Source organism: Mycobacterium sp. (assembly GCF_035633495.1).
Classification (GTDB): Bacteria; Actinomycetota; Actinomycetes; order Mycobacteriales; family Mycobacteriaceae; genus Mycobacterium.
The window spans coordinates 1-15,753 of record NZ_DASQEU010000064.1 but is presented as its reverse complement, the minus strand read 5'-3'; the positions used below and the strand labels follow the sequence as shown (position 1 = coordinate 15,753).

Below are 15,753 nucleotides of genomic sequence, written 5' to 3'. Positions count from 1 at the left end.
ACACCGCGGCGTCGGCCGTTACATTCCTGGTCATGATTGCAATTCTGGCCAACTCTACCAACTTAATGGAGAAGCCATGACCGTCGCGCACGAAGCCGACCGGGCTGCAGGCAAGTACGAACTGAGTCATCTGCGGTCGCTGGAGGCCGAGGCCATCCACATCATCCGCGAGGTCGCTGCGGAGTTCGAGAAGCCGGTGCTGCTGTTCTCGGGCGGCAAGGACTCGATCGTCATGCTGCACCTTGCCATCAAGGCGTTCCGGCCGGGTCGGCTGCCGTTCCCGGTGATGCACGTCGACACCGGGCACAACTTCGACGAAGTGCTGCAGGCTCGCGACGACCTCGTCGCCGAGTCCGGAGTGCGGCTCGTCGTCGCCAAGGTGCAGGACGACATCGATGCGGGTCGCGTCGTGGAGACCATCCCGTCGCGCAACCCGATGCAGACCTTCACGCTGCTGGCGGCCATCCGGGAGAACAAGTTCGACGCCGCGTTCGGCGGGGCCCGCCGCGACGAGGAGAAGGCCCGCGCCAAGGAGCGGGTGTTCAGCTTCCGCGACGAGTTCGGCCAGTGGGACCCCAAGGCCCAGCGCCCCGAATTGTGGAACCTCTACAACGGGCGCCACCACAAGGGTGAGCACATCCGGGCGTTCCCGATCTCGAACTGGACCGAGTTCGACATCTGGTCCTACATCGGCGCCGAGAAGATCAAGCTGCCGTCGATCTACTACGCCCACCTGCGCCAGGTCTTCGAGCGCGACGGAATGCTGCTCGCGGTGCACAAGTATCTGCAGCCGCGCAAGGACGAAGAGGTGATCGAGAAGGTCGTGCGGTTCCGCACCGTCGGCGACGTCACCTGCACCGGTTGCGTGGAATCGACGGCGGGCACGGTCTCCGAGGTGATCGCCGAGACTGCCGTGTCGCGGCTGACCGAACGTGGCGCCACCCGCGCCGACGACCGAATCTCCGAGGCGGGGATGGAAGACCGCAAGCGCGAGGGGTACTTCTGATGGCAACACTTTTGCGTTTGGCGACAGCAGGTTCGGTGGACGACGGCAAGTCCACTCTCATCGGCAGGCTGCTGTTCGACTCCAAGGCCGTCATGGAGGACCAGCTGGCGTCGGTGGAGCGCACGTCCAAGGAACGCGGACACGACTACACCGACCTGGCCCTCGTCACCGACGGCCTGCGCGCCGAGCGTGAGCAGGGCATCACGATCGACGTCGCCTACCGCTACTTCGCCACGGCCAAGCGGAAGTTCATCATCGCCGACACTCCCGGCCACGTGCAGTACACGCGCAACATGGTGACGGGCGCCTCCACGGCGCAGTTGGTGATCGTCCTGGTCGACGCGCGCCACGGGCTGCTGGAGCAGTCCCGGCGGCACGCGTTCCTGGCGTCGCTGCTGGGCATCCAGCACATCGTGCTGGCGGTCAACAAGATGGACCTCGTCGACTGGGACCAGGGGCGGTTCGAGAAGATCCGCGACGACTTCCACGAGTTCGCCGCACGCCTCGACATCCACGACGTGACGACCATTCCGCTGTCGGCGCTCAACGGCGACAACGTGGTCACCAAGTCGGAAGTCGCGCCCTGGTACGAGGGCCCGGCGCTCCTGTCGCACCTCGAAGAGGTCTACATCGCCGGCGACCGCAACCTGGTCGACGTCCGGTTCCCCGTGCAGTACGTCATCCGACCGCAGACGCGCGAGCACTCCGACCACCGCAGCTACGCGGGCACCATCGCCAGTGGCGTCATGCGTCCCGGCGACGAGGTCGTAGTGCTGCCAGCCGGAAAGACCAGCCGCATCACCGAGATCGAGGGTCCCGCCGGACCACTGACCGAGGCGTTCGCGTCGATGGCCGTGTCGATCAGCCTCGCCGACGACATCGACATCTCTCGCGGCGACATGATCGCGCGGCCCAACAACCAGCCCCACGTCACTCAGGACTTCGACGCGACGGTGTGTTGGATGTCCGACGAAGCGGCGCTCGAACCTGGTCGCGACTACGTCATCAAGCACACCACGCGAACGACCCGCGCCAGGGTGACGGCGCTGGACTACCGGCTCGACGTCAACACGCTGCATCGCGACAAGAGCGCAACGGCGTTGAAGATCAACGAACTCGGCCGCGTCACATTGCGCACGCAGGTGCCGCTTCTGCTCGACGAGTACTCCCGCAACGCGGCCATCGGATCGTTCATCCTGATCGATCCCGACACCAACGGCACCGTTGCCGCGGGCATGGTGCGTGACACCACCCCCGCTGCGACGCGCACGGCCACCCCGAATGCGGTGCGGCATCAGAATCTCGTTACCGCGCAGGACCGGTTGTCCCGCGGCAGCACGGTGTGGTTCACCGGGCTGTCGGGATCGGGCAAGTCGTCGGTCGCCATGCTCGTCGAGCAGAAGTTGCTCGAAAGTGGCCGTCCCGCATACGTTCTCGACGGTGACAATCTCCGCCACGGGCTCAACGCCGACCTCGGGTTCACGATGGCCGACCGCGCGGAGAACCTACGCAGGTTGGCGCACGTCGCGACTCTGCTGGCCGACTCCGGACAGATCGTGCTGGTGCCGGCCATCAGCCCGCTGGGGGAGCACCGCGCGTTGGCTCGCAAGGTGCACACCGACCATGGCTACGACTTCTTCGAGGTGTTCTGCGATACGCCGCTGGAGGACTGCGAGCGCCGAGATCCCAAGGGGCTCTATGCGAAGGCGCGTCGTGGTGAGATCACGCACTTCACCGGGATCGACAGCCCGTACCAGCGGCCGAAGAACCCGGATCTGCGCCTCACGCCGGACTGCGACGTCGAGGAACTGGCTCAACACGTGATCGACATGATCGATTCGAAGAAGTGACCGGCGGGCAGGAGCGTAGCGACCGGGGATTCGACTCCGACCACGAGCTGGCCGCGCGCCTCGCGACCGAGGCCGGTGAGCTCCTGCTCGGTGTGCGCATCGAGCTGGCCGACGCCACTGCCGCTGAGCGAAAGGATGCCGGCGACAAGCGTTCCCACGACTTCCTGATGGCGGCGCTCGCCGCCGAACGGCCCGACGACGCGGTGCTGTCCGAGGAAGCGACCGCGGAGGAGCGCGCCAACAACACCCGGTTGAGCGCCGAGCGGGTGTGGATCGTCGACCCTCTCGACGGAACCCGGGAGTTCTCCGAGCTCGGTCGCGAGGACTGGGCGGTGCACGTCGCTCTTTGGGCGCGCAAGGGCGGCCCTGGCGAACTGGTCGCCGGCGCGGTCGCTCTGCCTGCCCAAGGCGTCACGTTGGCGACCCCCGACGTGCCCCCGCCGCCCGCCGCCCCCGCCGCACCGCGCATCATCGTGTCCCGCACCCGCCCGCCTGCCATTGCACTGGCCGTCCGCGAGGCGCTGAACGGCACGCTCGTCGAGATGGGTTCGGCGGGCGCGAAGGTCGCCGCCGTCGTGCAGGGCGTCGCGGACGCCTACGTCCACGCGGGCGGACAGTACGAGTGGGATTCGGCGGCGCCCGTCGCGGTCGCCCGCGCGGCAGGTCTCTTCACGTCGCGCCTCGACGGATCGCCGCTGCGCTACAACCAGGCCGACGTCCTGCTGCCGGACCTCATCGTCTGCAGGCCGGAGCTGGCGGACGCGGTGCTGGAAGTCACGACTCGCCAATAGCCCGATCGCGGCGACGCGGAACACTAGCCTGATGTCATGAGCAATCCGACGCTGCGCGCGCTGTCCGAACTACCGCTGACGCCCGCCCCTCTGGCCGAGTCGACGCTGGTGATGATCGACTGCCAGAACACCTACACGCACGGCGTCATGAAGCTCGAGGGAGTGCAGGCGGCGTTGGACGAGGCCGCATCCCTGCTCGATCGGGCGCGGTCGGCGGGGATACCGATCGTCCACGTCCAGCACTCCGACGGCCCGGGCTCGCTGTACGACATCGAGGGGGAGAGCGGTGCCATCGTCGCGCGCGTCGCGCCGCGTGAAGGCGAAACCGTTGTGGTGAAGCAGTATCCGAACTCGTTCGTCGAAACCGACCTGGACGAGAAGTTGAAGGCGGTCGGTGCGGGGAATCTCGTGATCGCCGGTTTCATGACGCATATGTGCGTGAACTCGACGGCGCGCGGCGCCTTCAACCTCGGCTACGCGCCGACGGTGGTGGCGGCCGCCACCGCCACCCGGTCGCTGCCTGGCGTGAGCGGTGAGCCCGTGCCCGCGGCGGTGATGCAGTCGGCGAGCCTGGCGGGCATGGCGGACCTGTTCGCCGTCGTCGTGCCTGGCGGCGCGAGCATTCCCGACTGAGAATGAACGCATGACGGAGACGAGCAAGCCCTCGACCCGCATCAGCCGGCTCAGCGAGAAACAGGACACGTCCCGCAGCGGGCTCGACGCGCTGCTGGACAGCACACCGCTGGCGACCGTCGCGCTGGTGCGTGACGGCCATCCGGTGATCTTCCCGACCGGTTTCGCGCGGATCGGTGACGATCTGGTGATCCACGGATCGACCGGATCACCCTGGCTCATGGCGCTGGCGACCGGTCTTCCCGCTGCCGTGTCCGTGACGACCCTCGACGGCGTCGTCGTGGCGCGCAGCGGCTTCGAGTCGTCGTTCCGCTACCGTAGCGCGGCGATCTTCGGTGTGTTCGAGAAGGTGGCCGACGCCGACAAGACCGGCCTCCTCGAGATTCTGACCGACACGTTCATCCCGGGCCGGGTCGCCGAGCTGCGGCCCAGCAACCGCAAGGAACTCGCCGCGACGCTGGCACTGAGAATGCCCATCCGCGAAGCCAACTGGTCGTTGAAGGTCAGCGCGGGCTGGCCCGAGGACCCTGAGGAAGACGTCGCCGCGGATGCCTGGGCCGGGGTGGTGCCGATGGAGGTGACCTACGGGGAACCGATGCCTGCCCCCGATCTCACTGAGGGGATTCCGCTGCCCGACTCGGTGCGGGCGATGACGGGGACGATGCGCAACGCGCCCCCGTCAGTCCAGTAATCCAGTGCGGCGGTAGAGGTCCGTCCGCCGGTCGCCGTGGACGTCGTTGTTCTCGTTGAACCGCTTGATCCGCGACTGGGCCAGATCGACGTCGGCGGTGATGCGGCCCGCTTTGCAGTACTCGGCGATCGCCATCGGATAGCCGTCGGCGTCGGTGATCACGCTTCCGCCTACCCAGTCCTGGCCGCGCTCGGCGCCGGTGCGGTCGCAGACCGCGAGCGGCATCCGGTTCATGCCCGCGCCCGCCAGCGCGCGCACCTGCTCGGTCGGCCGCTCGCCGTCGGGGCGTGGGAGCAGCGGCCAGTTCACGGGCGCACACAGCAGGTCGGCACCCGCCAGCGCCACCGCCCGCACCCACTCGGGGAATTCGATGTCGTAGCAGATCATCACGCCGAGACGGCCGTGGGCAGTGTCCACCAGCAGCGGCAGGTCGTCGGCACGATCGAACACGGCGTTCTCGGTGTCCCAGAGGTGTGCCTTGCGGTAGACACCGCGCAGTCCGCTCTTGTCGACGACGGCAGCGCTGTTGTAGACCTTCTCGCCCGCGGCTTCGGGGAACCCGGCGACGATGATCAGATTGAACGCTTCGGCGAGGTTGGCCCATGCGGTGATGGCAGGCCCGTCGCGGGTCTCGGCGAGCGACTCGAGATCGGTGCGGTCGGCGAACACGTAGCCCGAAGAGGCGAGTTCCGGCAGCACGACGATCTGCGCACCGTCGCGGGCCGCCGCCTCGATCGCAGTCGTTGCCGTGGTCCGGTTGCCGGTGGTGTCACCGATCCTCAATGGGATCTGACAGCAGGTGACGCGGGTAGTCATGTGTTGATCGTGGCCTATCCCTGCGCGGTTCGCAGCCAGGTCGATGGCATGATTCGCTTCATGCGGATGTCGGCCAAGGCGGAGTATGCCGTCCGGGCCATGGTGCAACTGGCGACGGTCGCTGAGGGCGTTCTCGTCAAGACCGACGATCTGGCCAAGGCCCAGGGCATTCCACCGCAGTTCCTCGTCGACATCCTCTCCGATCTGCGCACCGACCGGCTGGTTCGCAGTCATCGCGGCCGGGAAGGCGGCTACACGCTGGCCAGGTCCGCTGCCGAGATCAGCATCGCCGACGTGTTGCGCTGCATCGACGGCCCGCTGGCCAGCGTCCGCGACATCGGTCTCGGCGACCTGCCGTACTCGGGCCCGACGGCCGCGCTGACCGACGTCTGGCGGGCGCTTCGCGCCAGCATGCGGTCGGTGCTGGAGGAGACCAGCCTCGCCGACGTCGCGACGGGCGACCTTCCGGGGCACGTCGCCGCACTTGCGGGTGACTACGTGGGCCAGGAGGAGGAGCGCGGCCACCGCTAGCGCCCCCCGACCTCTCCGCCAGCGTGCGTGCCTGCGGGCGACGCCGGACTCGGACCGCAGAACGCGCACCTCGGGGGGTGCTCGGCGTTGCAGTATGTAGCCATGAGTTTCGACGTGCGCTCGCTCGACAAACCAGTGATCGTCGCGCCCATGGCAGGCGGGCCGACGACGCCGGAGCTCGTCGCGGCGGGATCGAACGCAGGCGGGCTCGGCTTCCTGGCCGCCGGATATCTGACCGCCGAGGTGTTCGCCGAACGCATCACGGCGGCACGCAGCCTGACGACGGGTCCACTGGGCGCAAACCTCTTCGTCGTGCAGTCGAGTGCGGCCCGGCCCGACGGAATCCAGCAGTACGCCAAGGCGCTGGGCGGCGAGTCGGAGCGCTACGGCGCCCGTCTCGGGGAACCGCGTTTCGACGATGACCACTGGTCGGCGAAGCTCGACGTCGTGATGGACCTCAAGCCGGAGGTCGTGTCCTTCACGTTCGGTCTGCCTGCTGCGGACGACTGCGCCCGCCTGAGCGGTGCGGGCATCACGACCGTCGCCACCGTGACCACCTTGGCGGAGGCGGAGGTTGCCGTCGCGCGCGGCGTCGACGCCGTGGCCGTTCAGGGCCCCGCGGCAGGCGGCCACCGCGGGACACTCGACCCCGTGGCGTCCCCGCCGACCCAGCCGCTGGATCAGTTGGTGCGCTCGACGAGCATCGCGCTCGACGTCCCCGTGATTGCGGCAGGCGGTCTGATGACGGCCGCCGACGTCGCCGACGTGTTCGTGTCGGGGGCGGTGGCGGCGCAACTGGGCACCGCGTTCCTCCTGGCGGACGAGTCCGGGAGCAGTCCGGTGCACCGCTCGGCGCTGCGCGACCCCCAGTTCACCGAAACGGTTGTCACGCGGTGCTTCTCGGGTCGATATGCACGCGGTCTTCGAAACCGCTTCATCGACGAACACGACGCGCACGCGCCATTGGGCTATCCCGAGGTCCACTACCTGACGAGTCCGGTGCGGGCTGCGTCGGTTCGCGCAGGCGACCCGCACGGCGCGAACATCTGGGCGGGCACCGGATTTCAGAAGGCCGCCGTCGGATCCGTTGCCGACATCGTGGCATCGCTGGTGTGATCGCTCGCGATTGATCGCGGGCGCCGCCGATGGTCCGGGGGGTATCCCCCACGAAGGTCTCCGGAAAACGCCATGTGCAGTGACTCGAAGAGTTCATAACGTAATTGGCGTGAGGGAGCGACAGACTCCCAGCCGACGAGGGAGATCGACCCATGAACAAGTACTGGACTCCGGTGTTCGCCGCCGGTGCCGTGACGGCAGCCACGCTCAGCTTCGCCTGCGTCGCGAGTGCCGCACCAAGTGGTCCGTCACGAGTACAGGATACGGTGAAGGCGTTGGAGGCCGACGGCTACCAAGTTATCCTGAATCGCACTGGGGCAGAGCCGCTTTCGGCGTGCTCCATCACCTCCGTCCAGCCGGGTCAGGCGTACTCCACCGTGGACTCGCGCGGTGGTTCGTCGCCCGCCGTCACCGTCGTGTCGAAGACGGTACGCGTGGACCTGTTGTGCTGATTGATGTTTGGCACAAATCACTTGCTCAAGGCAAATCTGGTGGCGGCCGAACTACCGCTGGTCGATTCGGTCAGCGGCAACAGCATCGTGAACGTCGTCAGCCCGTCCGATGAATCGGCGATGATCGAACCCTGGTGGGCCTCGATGATGGCCGCCGTGATCGCGAGCCCCAGACCAAATGAGTTACCCGCCTGTCGAGAGCGCGACTTGTCGGCACGCACGAACCGCTCGAAGAGATGTGGGAGCATCGCGGCGTCGATGCCAGGCCCGTCGTCGGTGACCGTGAGCCTGGCCTGCGCGGAAGCTTCGGCATAGGTGATCGTCGCGGTGACCGTGGTTCCGTCCGGCGTGTGCACCCGGGCATTCGACAAGAGGTTCGCCACGGCCTGGTGCAGCTTCGCCCGGTCGCCACACACCCATACCGGCTGTTCGGGCACGCGGGTCACCCACTGATGCGCGGGCGCAGATACAGCGGCGTCGTTGGTGGCGTTGACGACCAGATCGGCGAAGTCGACGTCGGCGGACTCCAGGTCCTGACCCTCATCGAGGCGGGCCAGCAGGAGAAGGTCCGAGACCAGCGAGTTCATCCGGGCCGACTCCGCCTCAATCCGCGCGAGCGAGTACTCGGTGGTCTCGGGTAGAACGGCGCTGTCCTGGCGGGTCAGCTCCGCGTACCCCTGGATCGCCGCCAACGGTGTCCGCAGTTCATGGCTGGCGTCGGTGATGAACTGTCGCATCCGGCGATCGGACGCCGCGACCTCCGTCAGTGCCCGCTCGACGTGATCGAGCAGCCGGTTGAGCGTGTCGCCGACCAGGCCGACCTCGGTCCTCGCGTTGGTGTCCGACTCGGGGACCCGTGGGGAGATCGCGTACTGGTCGCGGCTAAGGGGGAGTGCGGCCACCTCGGCGGCCGTGGCCGCAACCCGTCCCAGCGGACGCAGGGCGACCCGAACGATCGCCAGCGTGCTCAGCGCCGTAACGAGCAACGCCAGCGCCGTGAGGCCAGCGACGAAGACGGTCTCACGGGTGGCTGCCTCGCTGGCGGGACGCAGCGAGGCGCCCGTGACGAGCAGCTCGCCGTCACCCCCCGGGCGGCCGACCATCCGGTAGGTGCCAAGCCCGGGCAGCCTGACGGTTTCCGATGCCGCGCCGACCCAGGACTCGCTGGCGAGCTCGGCGATCGCGTCCGCCGGGACGGGCCCCGCATCGCCATCGCCGAACAGTGCCGAATCGACGACCCGGCCGTTGCGGACGAGTAGTACGACGTTGCCTGGCGCCTGGCCGACCACCTGGCTCAACGGCTTCATCGCACCCGGTGCCGGCCGCTCACCGGACGGCAGCTTGGTGGACCGGTACTTGGTCACCCAATAGCCGAAACCATCTGCCGCGGCGGCCAATTGCGAGTCGACGATGCCGGTCACCGATGACCGCAGTGTCAGTACCGACATCGTCCCCACCGCGATCAGCACCGTCGTGACCACACCCGAGACCCCGACCACCAACTGCTTGCGCAACGGCCAACTGCGCCAACCGCGGACCCCTGACGCGGTCACGCGTCGGCCCGCAGGACGTATCCGACGCCTCGCACGGTGTGGATCATCGGCGCGTGCCCGGCGTCGACCTTCTTCCTGAGGTACGAGACGTACAGGTCGACGATGCTCGACTTACCGCCGAAGTCGTAGTTCCACACGCGATCGAGGATCTCCTGCCTGCTGACTGCCCGTCGTGCGTGGCGCATCAGGTAGCGAAGGAGCTCGAACTCGGTGGAGGACAACGAGATCGACGTCCCAGCGCGGGTGACGGCGCGGCTCGCGCTGTCGAGTTCGAGATCCCCGACGTGGAGCGACTCCTCGGACGCCGGGGTCAGATACGCCGACCGACGCAACAGGCCACGCAGCCTCGCGACGAGTTCCTCGAGGTTGAACGGCTTCGTCATGTAGTCGTCGCCGCCCGCCGTCAGGCCCGTCACCCGGTCGTGCATCGAGTCGCGCGCCGTCAGGAACAGGATCGGCGTGTATCCGGGTGCGTCGCGGATCTCCTGCAGCACGGCGATGCCATCCCGGTCCGGAAGCATGATGTCGAGCACGACCACGTCGGGTGGATCGGCGCGAAACTTCTCAAGGGCCTCCGCGGCGTCGTGGGCGACGTCGATGTCCCAGCCTTCGTACCGGAGTGCCATCCGGATGAGGTTGGTGAGGGCGCGCTCGTCGTCGACCAGGAGCGTCCGGATGTTCGACCCGTCCGCGCGGTACATCCGCGGAAGCTTGCCGAGGATGGCCTGACGCGGCCCCGTTCGGCCTACCTCGGCTGCTGTCATGGAGTCATTGTGCCTATTCGGCACCGAACCTTCAGCGGACTCATAGACGGCTCACATGTAGCCCGCGGGTCAGCCGCGTCCGAAACTGCCCACCGAGACGTCGCCGGTGTCGGATCGAACCGTCACCGTGGCGGCCGCGCGCGCGGCGTCGTTGGTCTTTGGCACCTGGACCCTCGTGGAGCCGCCCGACGCGTTGACCAGGTACGGGCCTGGCTGCGGTAGTGAGATCGCGACGTCGCCGGTGCTGGTGGTCGCGTCGACCGTCCGCGGTGCGGCGTCCTTGAAGTCGACGGCGACGTCACCGTCGACGGTGTTGACGACGAAGGACTCGGTGACGTACACGGGTTCGCGTGCCGCGACGTCGCCGTTCTGCGTGTGGATCTCGACACGGCGGGCCGAGCCGCCGAGCACGACGTCACCATCGGTGCTGTCCACGACGATCTGGTCCAAGTCGGTCTGCGTCAGCAGCACGCCGCGGTGCTGGCGAACCGTAACCGACAGCCGTCGGGCCAGCTCGGGTGGCAGGATCACGTTGATCTCGCCTGCACTGTCCCAGTGGCCCAGCGGGGAGCCGGCCCAGTCGGTGAACGGGGACGGCGCGCCGTCGACGGTCAGTCGGGTGGCGCCTGCCTCGTCGGTGACGAGCAGGTTGTGTTCGCCAGCTCGAGACGAGTTGAGCAGTCGCATTCTGACCCGCGGCTCACGGGCGTCGCGGTCGGCGGTGATCCGGAGTGCCGCGGGCACGTCGCCGATGTCGATCACCAGCGCCTTGGTGTCGGCGGGAAGTGCCTTCTCGTCGGCGGCGACGCGCAACGTGCTGACTCCCCACGACGTGACGCCGAGCGCGACGACGCAGCCGACGACCAGCGCCGAGGCGGCGATGACGAGAAGGGCCCGCACGGCGGTGCGGTTTCCCGGGGTGAGCGGCGGTGGCGCGGCGGGCGCAGGCGGGACAGGTGGCGGTGGAGCAATGGTAGTCATGGCGAAAGTCCCTTCAGTGGTTCAGGATTCGAGGTATCGGAGGACGGCGAGGACGCGGCGGTTCTCGCTCTCGTCGGGAGCCAGGTTCAACTTGGTGAAGATGGAGGCGATGTGCTTCTCGGCCGAGCCGACCGAGACGTGAAGCGCACCGGCGATCGCGGAGTTCGCTCGTCCCTCGGCCATCAGCTGGAGCACTTCCAGCTCGCGCGGGGTCAGCGAGTCGAGCGTGGATCGCTGCCGCGAGCGAACGAGGATCTGCGACACAACTTCCGGGTCGAGCACGGTGCCACCGCCACCGACGACCTCGACCGCGTCCAGGAACGACGGCACGTCGGCCACGCGGTCCTTGAGTAGATAGCCGAATCCTCGCGTGTCCGAGGCGATCAGATCGGCAGCGTACCGCTCCTCGACGTAGTGTGAGAGGACCAGCACCGGTGACTCGGGGTTCTGACTGCGCAGCAGTGCCGCGGCGCGAATGCCCTCGTCGGTGAACGTCGGCGGCATCCGGACGTCCAGGATGGCCAGGTCCGGTCTGAACTCGTTGACGATCCGCAGCAGGTCGGTGGCGTCGGACACGCCTGCCACCACCTCGTGCCCCGCGTCGGTCAGGATGCGCTCAATGCCTGCCAGCAGGAGCGCGGAGTCCTCGGCGATCACGATCCGCATGGCAGCACCGCCGTTACGATGGTGGAACCGGTTGCGGGGCTGGACACCTCAAAGGTTCCCCGCGCCGCGCGCACACGATCCCCGAGGCCACGCAGACCCGTCGCATCGTCGTCCTCGGTCACGGCCGCGCCGCCCACGCCGTCGTCGAACACCGAGACGTGCAGCGCGTCGGCGGCCTCGTCGAATCGGACCGTGACGACGGCCTGGGTGGCGCGCGCGTGCTTGGCCACGTTGGTCAGCGCCTCGGCGACGACGAAGTACGCGACGGATTCGACTTCGTCGGGGAGTCGCTGTGGTAGGTGCACGTTCAACGACGTTGGCACACCAGATGTCTCGATGCGCTGCACGACCGAGGACAGCGCGGCATCCAAGCCGCGGTCGGCCAGGATCGTCGGCGCGATGCCGCGCACCACGTTTCGTAGTTCGACGAGCGCGCTCTTGGCGTCGTCGTGAGCCTCGCCGATGAGCTTCTTGGCCTGCGGCAGATCGGTGTCGAGCTTGGTCTGCGCCAGGCCGATCGTCATCGCCAACGAGACCAGCCGGGGTTGGACGCTGTCGTGCAGGTCGCGCTCGATGCGGTGCCGCTCCGTCTGCGCCGACGAGACAGCGCCCTGGCGTGCGTCGGTCAAGGCGCTGACCTCGTGCTGTAGCGCGGCGGTCGCCGACGGAGGCAGCAGCCAGCGGTCGATGGATGCGTCGAGCGCAGGGGCGAGGACGACGATCGCGACGGCAGCGATCAGCGCGACCAGGGCCAGCAGCCACGCCAGCGGAGGCGAGACGAACCACAGGCCGGCCTCGGCGTCGCTGCGATTGATCGCCGTTGCGACCGCTGGGCCGGCGAAGGCAAACACCAGCAGCGCCAGGGCGACACCGGCAGCGAGCATGTCGTAGGTCAGCCGCAGATAGTGATGCGCGGCGCCCTTCCAGAACCGTGCACTGCTGACGTCGAGCCACAGTTGATGCGCCCAGCGTTGGAAGCCGTTGTACGAAGAAATCTTTCGCGGTGGTATCGCGATGCCGAAGCCAAAGACGGCCTCGCTCCGCACGCGTTCGACCCACTCGACGCCGCGCATCAGATAGATGAACACGACGGCGGCCAAGGCGAATCCGACGACCGAGGGGATAGAGGAGATGCCGACGATGAAGATCGTCAGCGGGATCCAGAACCACAGCACGCCGATCGCCGCGCCGGTCAGCATCGAGGCCGAAGGCACCACGCCGATCCGACGGGAGCGGACGGGAGCGTCTTCGCGGGGAAGCGGTTCATCGACTGTCATTGCCACCATGCCTTCAACCTAGGGAGCTGCGTCGCCTGCGGGTATGGCGTTTCCCCGAGATCTCCGTGGGGGATAACCCCCGCATCCGCGCCTTCCATGCGCGAGGGTGCGTGTCTGCGGACGACACGCCGATCAGCGTCGGGACTCTGCGCACGTTCGCCGATCGCCGACGGACCTGCGATGAGTTTTCCACCCGGGACGAGTCTGCCCCTGTACCAGATCATCCCCTGAACGAGGAGCGTCCCATGAACGTCGAAGCGACCGAATCGCATCCTTCGGCCCTGGACATTGGCCGCGGTCGGCTTGGACGCAAGGTCGGGATCGCGATCAGCGTGCTGGTCGGCGCCTTCCTGCTGTTCGATACCGCCGGCAAGCTCGCCGGCGTCCCGCAGGTGAAGGAGGGCACCGAGGCGCTCGGCTTTCCCGCAGGCCAGGCGCTCGTCATGGGCATCGTGCTGGCAGTCTGCGTCGTGGTCTACGCGATCCCGCGCACTGCGGTGCTGGGGGCGCTCGGCGTCACGGCCTACCTCGGCGGTGCCGTCACCGCGAACATGCGGATCGAGGCGCCGCTGTTCAGCAACATTCTGTTCGCCGTCTACCTCGGTGTGCTGATGTGGGTTGGCATGGTGCTGCGCCGCCCGGAGCTGCTGAAGGTGGCGGGCCTGTCCCGCTGAATCACTTCGGCGAGATGAGCTCGAGGGCGATGTTGTCGGGATCGCGAAATTCGAGGATGTGGCCGTGGCCGATCTCCTTGACCGGTTCGTGGGCGAGGCCGAGATCGTCGAGATGTGCTGCTGCCGAGTCGAGTTCGGTCCTGGAGGACACTCGAAGCGACAGGTGGTCAAGGCCGACACGATCCTCGTCGAACCTGTCGGTGGCCACTGGCCGCAGCCCGATCAGACAGTCGCCGAGGTCGTACAGCACGCCGCCGAACAAGAAGTCCAACTGCGCGCGGGTCGCTTCGTCGGCGTTGGCAGGCACCTCGAGTGCGACGGGCCAGCCGAACACGGATTCGTAGAAGTTCCGGGACCGTGCGATGTCGGTGACGGTGAGTCTGATGTGTGCCACGGAATTGGCGGTGATCGTCATGGCGACCATGCTCTCAGGTGCGAGGTGGGGACCTGCACCCAGTACGAGTACTCCACCACCGACACGGTGTTGTTGGGCCGGGCCGTCGAGAAGGTGACGGGCTTAACACCGGGTCACTACCTCGCGGGAACGTGTACCAGCCGTTGGGCATGGCACAGACCAGCTAACCGTCGAATGGCCCTCTGCCCGAGCCGTTCTCGCATGTTGCTTAGCCCTCAGATGCAGGCCGCCCGAGTGCAGACCGCCGAGGTCCTTCCCGGTGGAGTCGGCTATGGCTTCGCGATCTTCAACGCGAACGGCTGGATCGGGCACAACGGTGACACCCCGGGTAGTACGACGGTCACCGCCTACCCGCCCGAGCGCGACGCCGCAGAACCATGGGGCAGGCCAGTTGGCGACGGTCGTCACCGAGATCGCCGCGCCGGAACGGGTGTACCGACTCTGTACTGCGCCGCCCATCGCGATGTCGGATCAATCCGGCGGCTAAACCCGGAAGTCGAACCGTCGCGGTGTGGCCGCATGCCAGAATCCGGTCGTGCGAATCGGAATGACCCTGCCGGTGATGGAACCCAACCTCGACGCCGCCGTCTTGAAGGAGTGGGCGCGCGTCGTCGACGTTGGCCCGTTCAGCTCCCTGTGCTGGGGTGAGCGCATCGCATTCGACAACCCCGACTCGTTGACGTTGCTCGGGGCGCTTTCGGCCTGGACCGACCGGGTTCGATTGGTGACGACGGTCATCGTCCCCCAGCTGCACTACCCGGTGATGCTCGCCAAGGCTCTTGCCACAGGCGACATGCTCAGCGGCGGACGGCTGACCGTCGGCATCGGCGTCGGCGGTCGGCAGGAGGACTATGACGCGGTCGGCGCCGACTTCTCGACCCAGACGATGCGCGGCATGGCAGAGCGCGTCGCGATCATGAAGCGGGTGTGGGAGGGCGAGAAGACTACCGAGTCCGTCCTTCCCGTGGGACCCCCACCTGTGCAGCCGGGAGGCCCCCGATTGATGGTGGGGACCATCGGGCCCAAGACGGTCCGAAGCGCCGCGGAATGGGCGGACGGGGTGGCGGGGACGACCCTCGACCTCGACGTCGCCAAGCAGAATGAGCTGTTCGACGTCGCCCGCACCGCGTGGAGCGACACGGGCAAGCCCAAGCCGCATCTGGCCACGTCGTTCTGGTTCGCCATCGGTGACGGAGACGAACCGCGCGCGCAGGTGCACCGCCACCTGCGTCGCTACATGAACTGGATCCCCGCTGAATTCGTCGATGCGATGGCGCCCACGACGGGGTGGGCGGGCAGCGACGACGAGCTACTCGACGTGCTGAGAGAGTTCGACGCCATCGGCACGGACGAGGTACACCTCATCCCGACGAGCTCGAACATCGACCAACTGCGACGAGTCGCCGACGTGGCCAAGGACTTCGTTTAGCGAGGGGTGCGCGCGACGCGCCTCAGCCGAAGTGGGGCCGTCGGCCGCGGCCCATGCAGAGGCAATCCCACTGCCGCTGCGAAAGTTGTTCCCGCAGTTGCCGAATCG

At 67.6% G+C, this 15,753-nt stretch carries 17 protein-coding genes; 10 read left to right on the top strand and 7 right to left on the bottom strand.

Going from position 1 to position 15,753, the window contains the following annotated elements; translation table 11 throughout:
- Window positions 1-76: 76 nt before the first annotated feature.
- From cysD to VET27_RS10975, 5 genes are read left to right on the top strand one after another with little or no spacing between them, the layout of a single operon-like run.
- Window positions 77-1,006: a sulfate adenylyltransferase subunit CysD gene (gene cysD / locus VET27_RS10995; protein ID WP_526517920.1), complete on the top strand. Its 930-nt coding sequence runs from the start codon at window positions 77-79 to the stop codon at window positions 1,004-1,006.
- Entirely contained in the window at window positions 1,006-2,856 is a 1,851-nt protein-coding gene (gene cysN / locus VET27_RS10990) for a sulfate adenylyltransferase subunit CysN (protein ID WP_526517918.1), read from the top strand. The genes cysD and cysN overlap by 1 nt, the downstream gene beginning before the upstream one ends.
- Window positions 2,853-3,647 carry a 3'(2'),5'-bisphosphate nucleotidase CysQ gene (locus VET27_RS10985; RefSeq protein ID WP_526517916.1) on the top strand — a complete coding sequence of 265 codons (795 nt, stop codon included), beginning with the start codon at window positions 2,853-2,855 and terminating at the stop codon, window positions 3,645-3,647. Before cysN ends, VET27_RS10985 begins: the two co-directional genes overlap by 4 nt.
- Window positions 3,648-3,683: 36 nt before the next feature.
- A complete protein-coding gene (locus VET27_RS10980) occupies window positions 3,684-4,280 on the top strand; it encodes a cysteine hydrolase family protein (RefSeq protein ID WP_526517914.1) in 597 nt (198 codons plus the stop codon).
- A 10-nt stretch (window positions 4,281-4,290) separates the two neighbouring features.
- Complete coding sequence (locus tag VET27_RS10975; RefSeq protein WP_526517912.1) at window positions 4,291-4,971, top strand: pyridoxamine 5'-phosphate oxidase family protein; 681 nt, start codon at window positions 4,291-4,293, stop codon at window positions 4,969-4,971.
- Here the strand turns inward: VET27_RS10975 and VET27_RS10970 are convergent.
- Window positions 4,960-5,787 carry a nitrilase-related carbon-nitrogen hydrolase gene (locus tag VET27_RS10970; protein ID WP_526517910.1) on the bottom strand — a complete coding sequence of 276 codons (828 nt, stop codon included), beginning with the start codon at window positions 5,785-5,787 and terminating at the stop codon, window positions 4,960-4,962. The genes VET27_RS10975 and VET27_RS10970 overlap by 12 nt on opposite strands.
- Before the next feature lie 60 nt (window positions 5,788-5,847).
- Here VET27_RS10970 and VET27_RS10965 point away from each other — a divergent pair, with 60 nt between their 5' ends.
- The 3 genes from VET27_RS10965 to VET27_RS10955 all read left to right on the top strand — a co-directional run bounded on the left by VET27_RS10965 (window position 5,848) and on the right by VET27_RS10955 (window position 7,886).
- Window positions 5,848-6,318, top strand: a complete 471-nt coding sequence (locus tag VET27_RS10965; RefSeq protein ID WP_526517948.1) for an Rrf2 family transcriptional regulator — start codon at window positions 5,848-5,850, stop codon at window positions 6,316-6,318.
- Between the two features lie 102 nt (window positions 6,319-6,420).
- Window positions 6,421-7,434, top strand: a complete 1,014-nt coding sequence (locus tag VET27_RS10960) for a nitronate monooxygenase (protein ID WP_526517908.1) — start codon at window positions 6,421-6,423, stop codon at window positions 7,432-7,434.
- A gap of 152 nt (window positions 7,435-7,586) precedes the next feature.
- Complete coding sequence (locus tag VET27_RS10955) at window positions 7,587-7,886, top strand: hypothetical protein (RefSeq protein ID WP_526517906.1); 300 nt, start codon at window positions 7,587-7,589, stop codon at window positions 7,884-7,886.
- A gap of 17 nt (window positions 7,887-7,903) precedes the next feature.
- Here the strand turns inward: VET27_RS10955 and VET27_RS10950 are convergent, their stop codons facing one another.
- The 5 genes from VET27_RS10950 to VET27_RS10930 all read right to left on the bottom strand — a co-directional run bounded on the left by VET27_RS10950 (window position 7,904) and on the right by VET27_RS10930 (window position 13,136).
- Window positions 7,904-9,439 carry a sensor histidine kinase gene (locus tag VET27_RS10950; protein ID WP_526517904.1) on the bottom strand — a complete coding sequence of 512 codons (1,536 nt, stop codon included), beginning with the start codon at window positions 9,437-9,439 and terminating at the stop codon, window positions 7,904-7,906.
- A complete protein-coding gene (locus tag VET27_RS10945) occupies window positions 9,436-10,203 on the bottom strand; it encodes a response regulator transcription factor (RefSeq protein ID WP_526517902.1) in 768 nt (255 codons plus the stop codon). Before VET27_RS10945 ends, VET27_RS10950 begins: the two co-directional genes overlap by 4 nt.
- A gap of 69 nt (window positions 10,204-10,272) precedes the next feature.
- A complete protein-coding gene (locus VET27_RS10940; protein ID WP_526517900.1) occupies window positions 10,273-11,184 on the bottom strand; it encodes a DUF4097 family beta strand repeat-containing protein in 912 nt (303 codons plus the stop codon).
- A 21-nt stretch (window positions 11,185-11,205) separates the two neighbouring features.
- A complete protein-coding gene (locus tag VET27_RS10935) occupies window positions 11,206-11,850 on the bottom strand; it encodes a response regulator transcription factor (RefSeq protein ID WP_526517898.1) in 645 nt (214 codons plus the stop codon).
- The gene (locus tag VET27_RS10930) at window positions 11,838-13,136 is read right to left on the bottom strand and encodes a sensor histidine kinase (RefSeq protein WP_526517896.1); all 1,299 of its coding nucleotides are present in this window, start codon (window positions 13,134-13,136) and stop codon (window positions 11,838-11,840) included. Before VET27_RS10930 ends, VET27_RS10935 begins: the two co-directional genes overlap by 13 nt.
- 236 nt (window positions 13,137-13,372) lie before the next feature.
- Here VET27_RS10930 and VET27_RS10925 point away from each other — a divergent pair, with 236 nt between their 5' ends.
- The gene (locus VET27_RS10925; protein WP_526517894.1) at window positions 13,373-13,801 is read left to right on the top strand and encodes a DoxX family protein; all 429 of its coding nucleotides are present in this window, start codon (window positions 13,373-13,375) and stop codon (window positions 13,799-13,801) included.
- Window position 13,802: 1 nt separating this feature from the next.
- Here VET27_RS10925 and VET27_RS10920 read toward each other — a convergent pair whose 3' ends face one another.
- Window positions 13,803-14,216: a VOC family protein gene (locus tag VET27_RS10920; protein WP_526517892.1), complete on the bottom strand. Its 414-nt coding sequence runs from the start codon at window positions 14,214-14,216 to the stop codon at window positions 13,803-13,805.
- A 547-nt stretch (window positions 14,217-14,763) separates the two neighbouring features.
- On the opposite strand from VET27_RS10920, the gene VET27_RS10915 reads away from it, so the two are divergent.
- On the top strand, window positions 14,764-15,645 hold the full coding sequence (locus VET27_RS10915) for an LLM class flavin-dependent oxidoreductase (protein ID WP_526517946.1): 882 nt from the start codon (window positions 14,764-14,766) through the stop codon (window positions 15,643-15,645).
- Window positions 15,646-15,753: the final 108 nt, after the last annotated feature.

Coding starts and splice junctions, on each gene's coding strand:
- VET27_RS10930 (WP_526517896.1), bottom strand. CDS start 13,136: ATGGTGGCAATGACAGTCGATGAACCGCTTCCCCGCGAAGACGCTCCC.
- cysD (WP_526517920.1), top strand. CDS start 77: ATGACCGTCGCGCACGAAGCCGACCGGGCTGCAGGCAAGTACGAACTG.
- VET27_RS10975 (WP_526517912.1), top strand. CDS start 4,291: ATGACGGAGACGAGCAAGCCCTCGACCCGCATCAGCCGGCTCAGCGAG.
- VET27_RS10970 (WP_526517910.1), bottom strand. CDS start 5,787: ATGACTACCCGCGTCACCTGCTGTCAGATCCCATTGAGGATCGGTGAC.
- VET27_RS10925 (WP_526517894.1), top strand. CDS start 13,373: ATGAACGTCGAAGCGACCGAATCGCATCCTTCGGCCCTGGACATTGGC.
- VET27_RS10920 (WP_526517892.1), bottom strand. CDS start 14,216: ATGACGATCACCGCCAATTCCGTGGCACACATCAGACTCACCGTCACC.
- VET27_RS10955 (WP_526517906.1), top strand. CDS start 7,587: ATGAACAAGTACTGGACTCCGGTGTTCGCCGCCGGTGCCGTGACGGCA.
- VET27_RS10980 (WP_526517914.1), top strand. CDS start 3,684: ATGAGCAATCCGACGCTGCGCGCGCTGTCCGAACTACCGCTGACGCCC.
- VET27_RS10915 (WP_526517946.1), top strand. CDS start 14,764: ATGACCCTGCCGGTGATGGAACCCAACCTCGACGCCGCCGTCTTGAAG.
- VET27_RS10965 (WP_526517948.1), top strand. CDS start 5,848: ATGCGGATGTCGGCCAAGGCGGAGTATGCCGTCCGGGCCATGGTGCAA.
- cysN (WP_526517918.1), top strand. CDS start 1,006: ATGGCAACACTTTTGCGTTTGGCGACAGCAGGTTCGGTGGACGACGGC.
- VET27_RS10935 (WP_526517898.1), bottom strand. CDS start 11,850: ATGCGGATCGTGATCGCCGAGGACTCCGCGCTCCTGCTGGCAGGCATT.
- VET27_RS10960 (WP_526517908.1), top strand. CDS start 6,421: ATGAGTTTCGACGTGCGCTCGCTCGACAAACCAGTGATCGTCGCGCCC.
- VET27_RS10940 (WP_526517900.1), bottom strand. CDS start 11,184: ATGACTACCATTGCTCCACCGCCACCTGTCCCGCCTGCGCCCGCCGCG.
- VET27_RS10945 (WP_526517902.1), bottom strand. CDS start 10,203: ATGACAGCAGCCGAGGTAGGCCGAACGGGGCCGCGTCAGGCCATCCTC.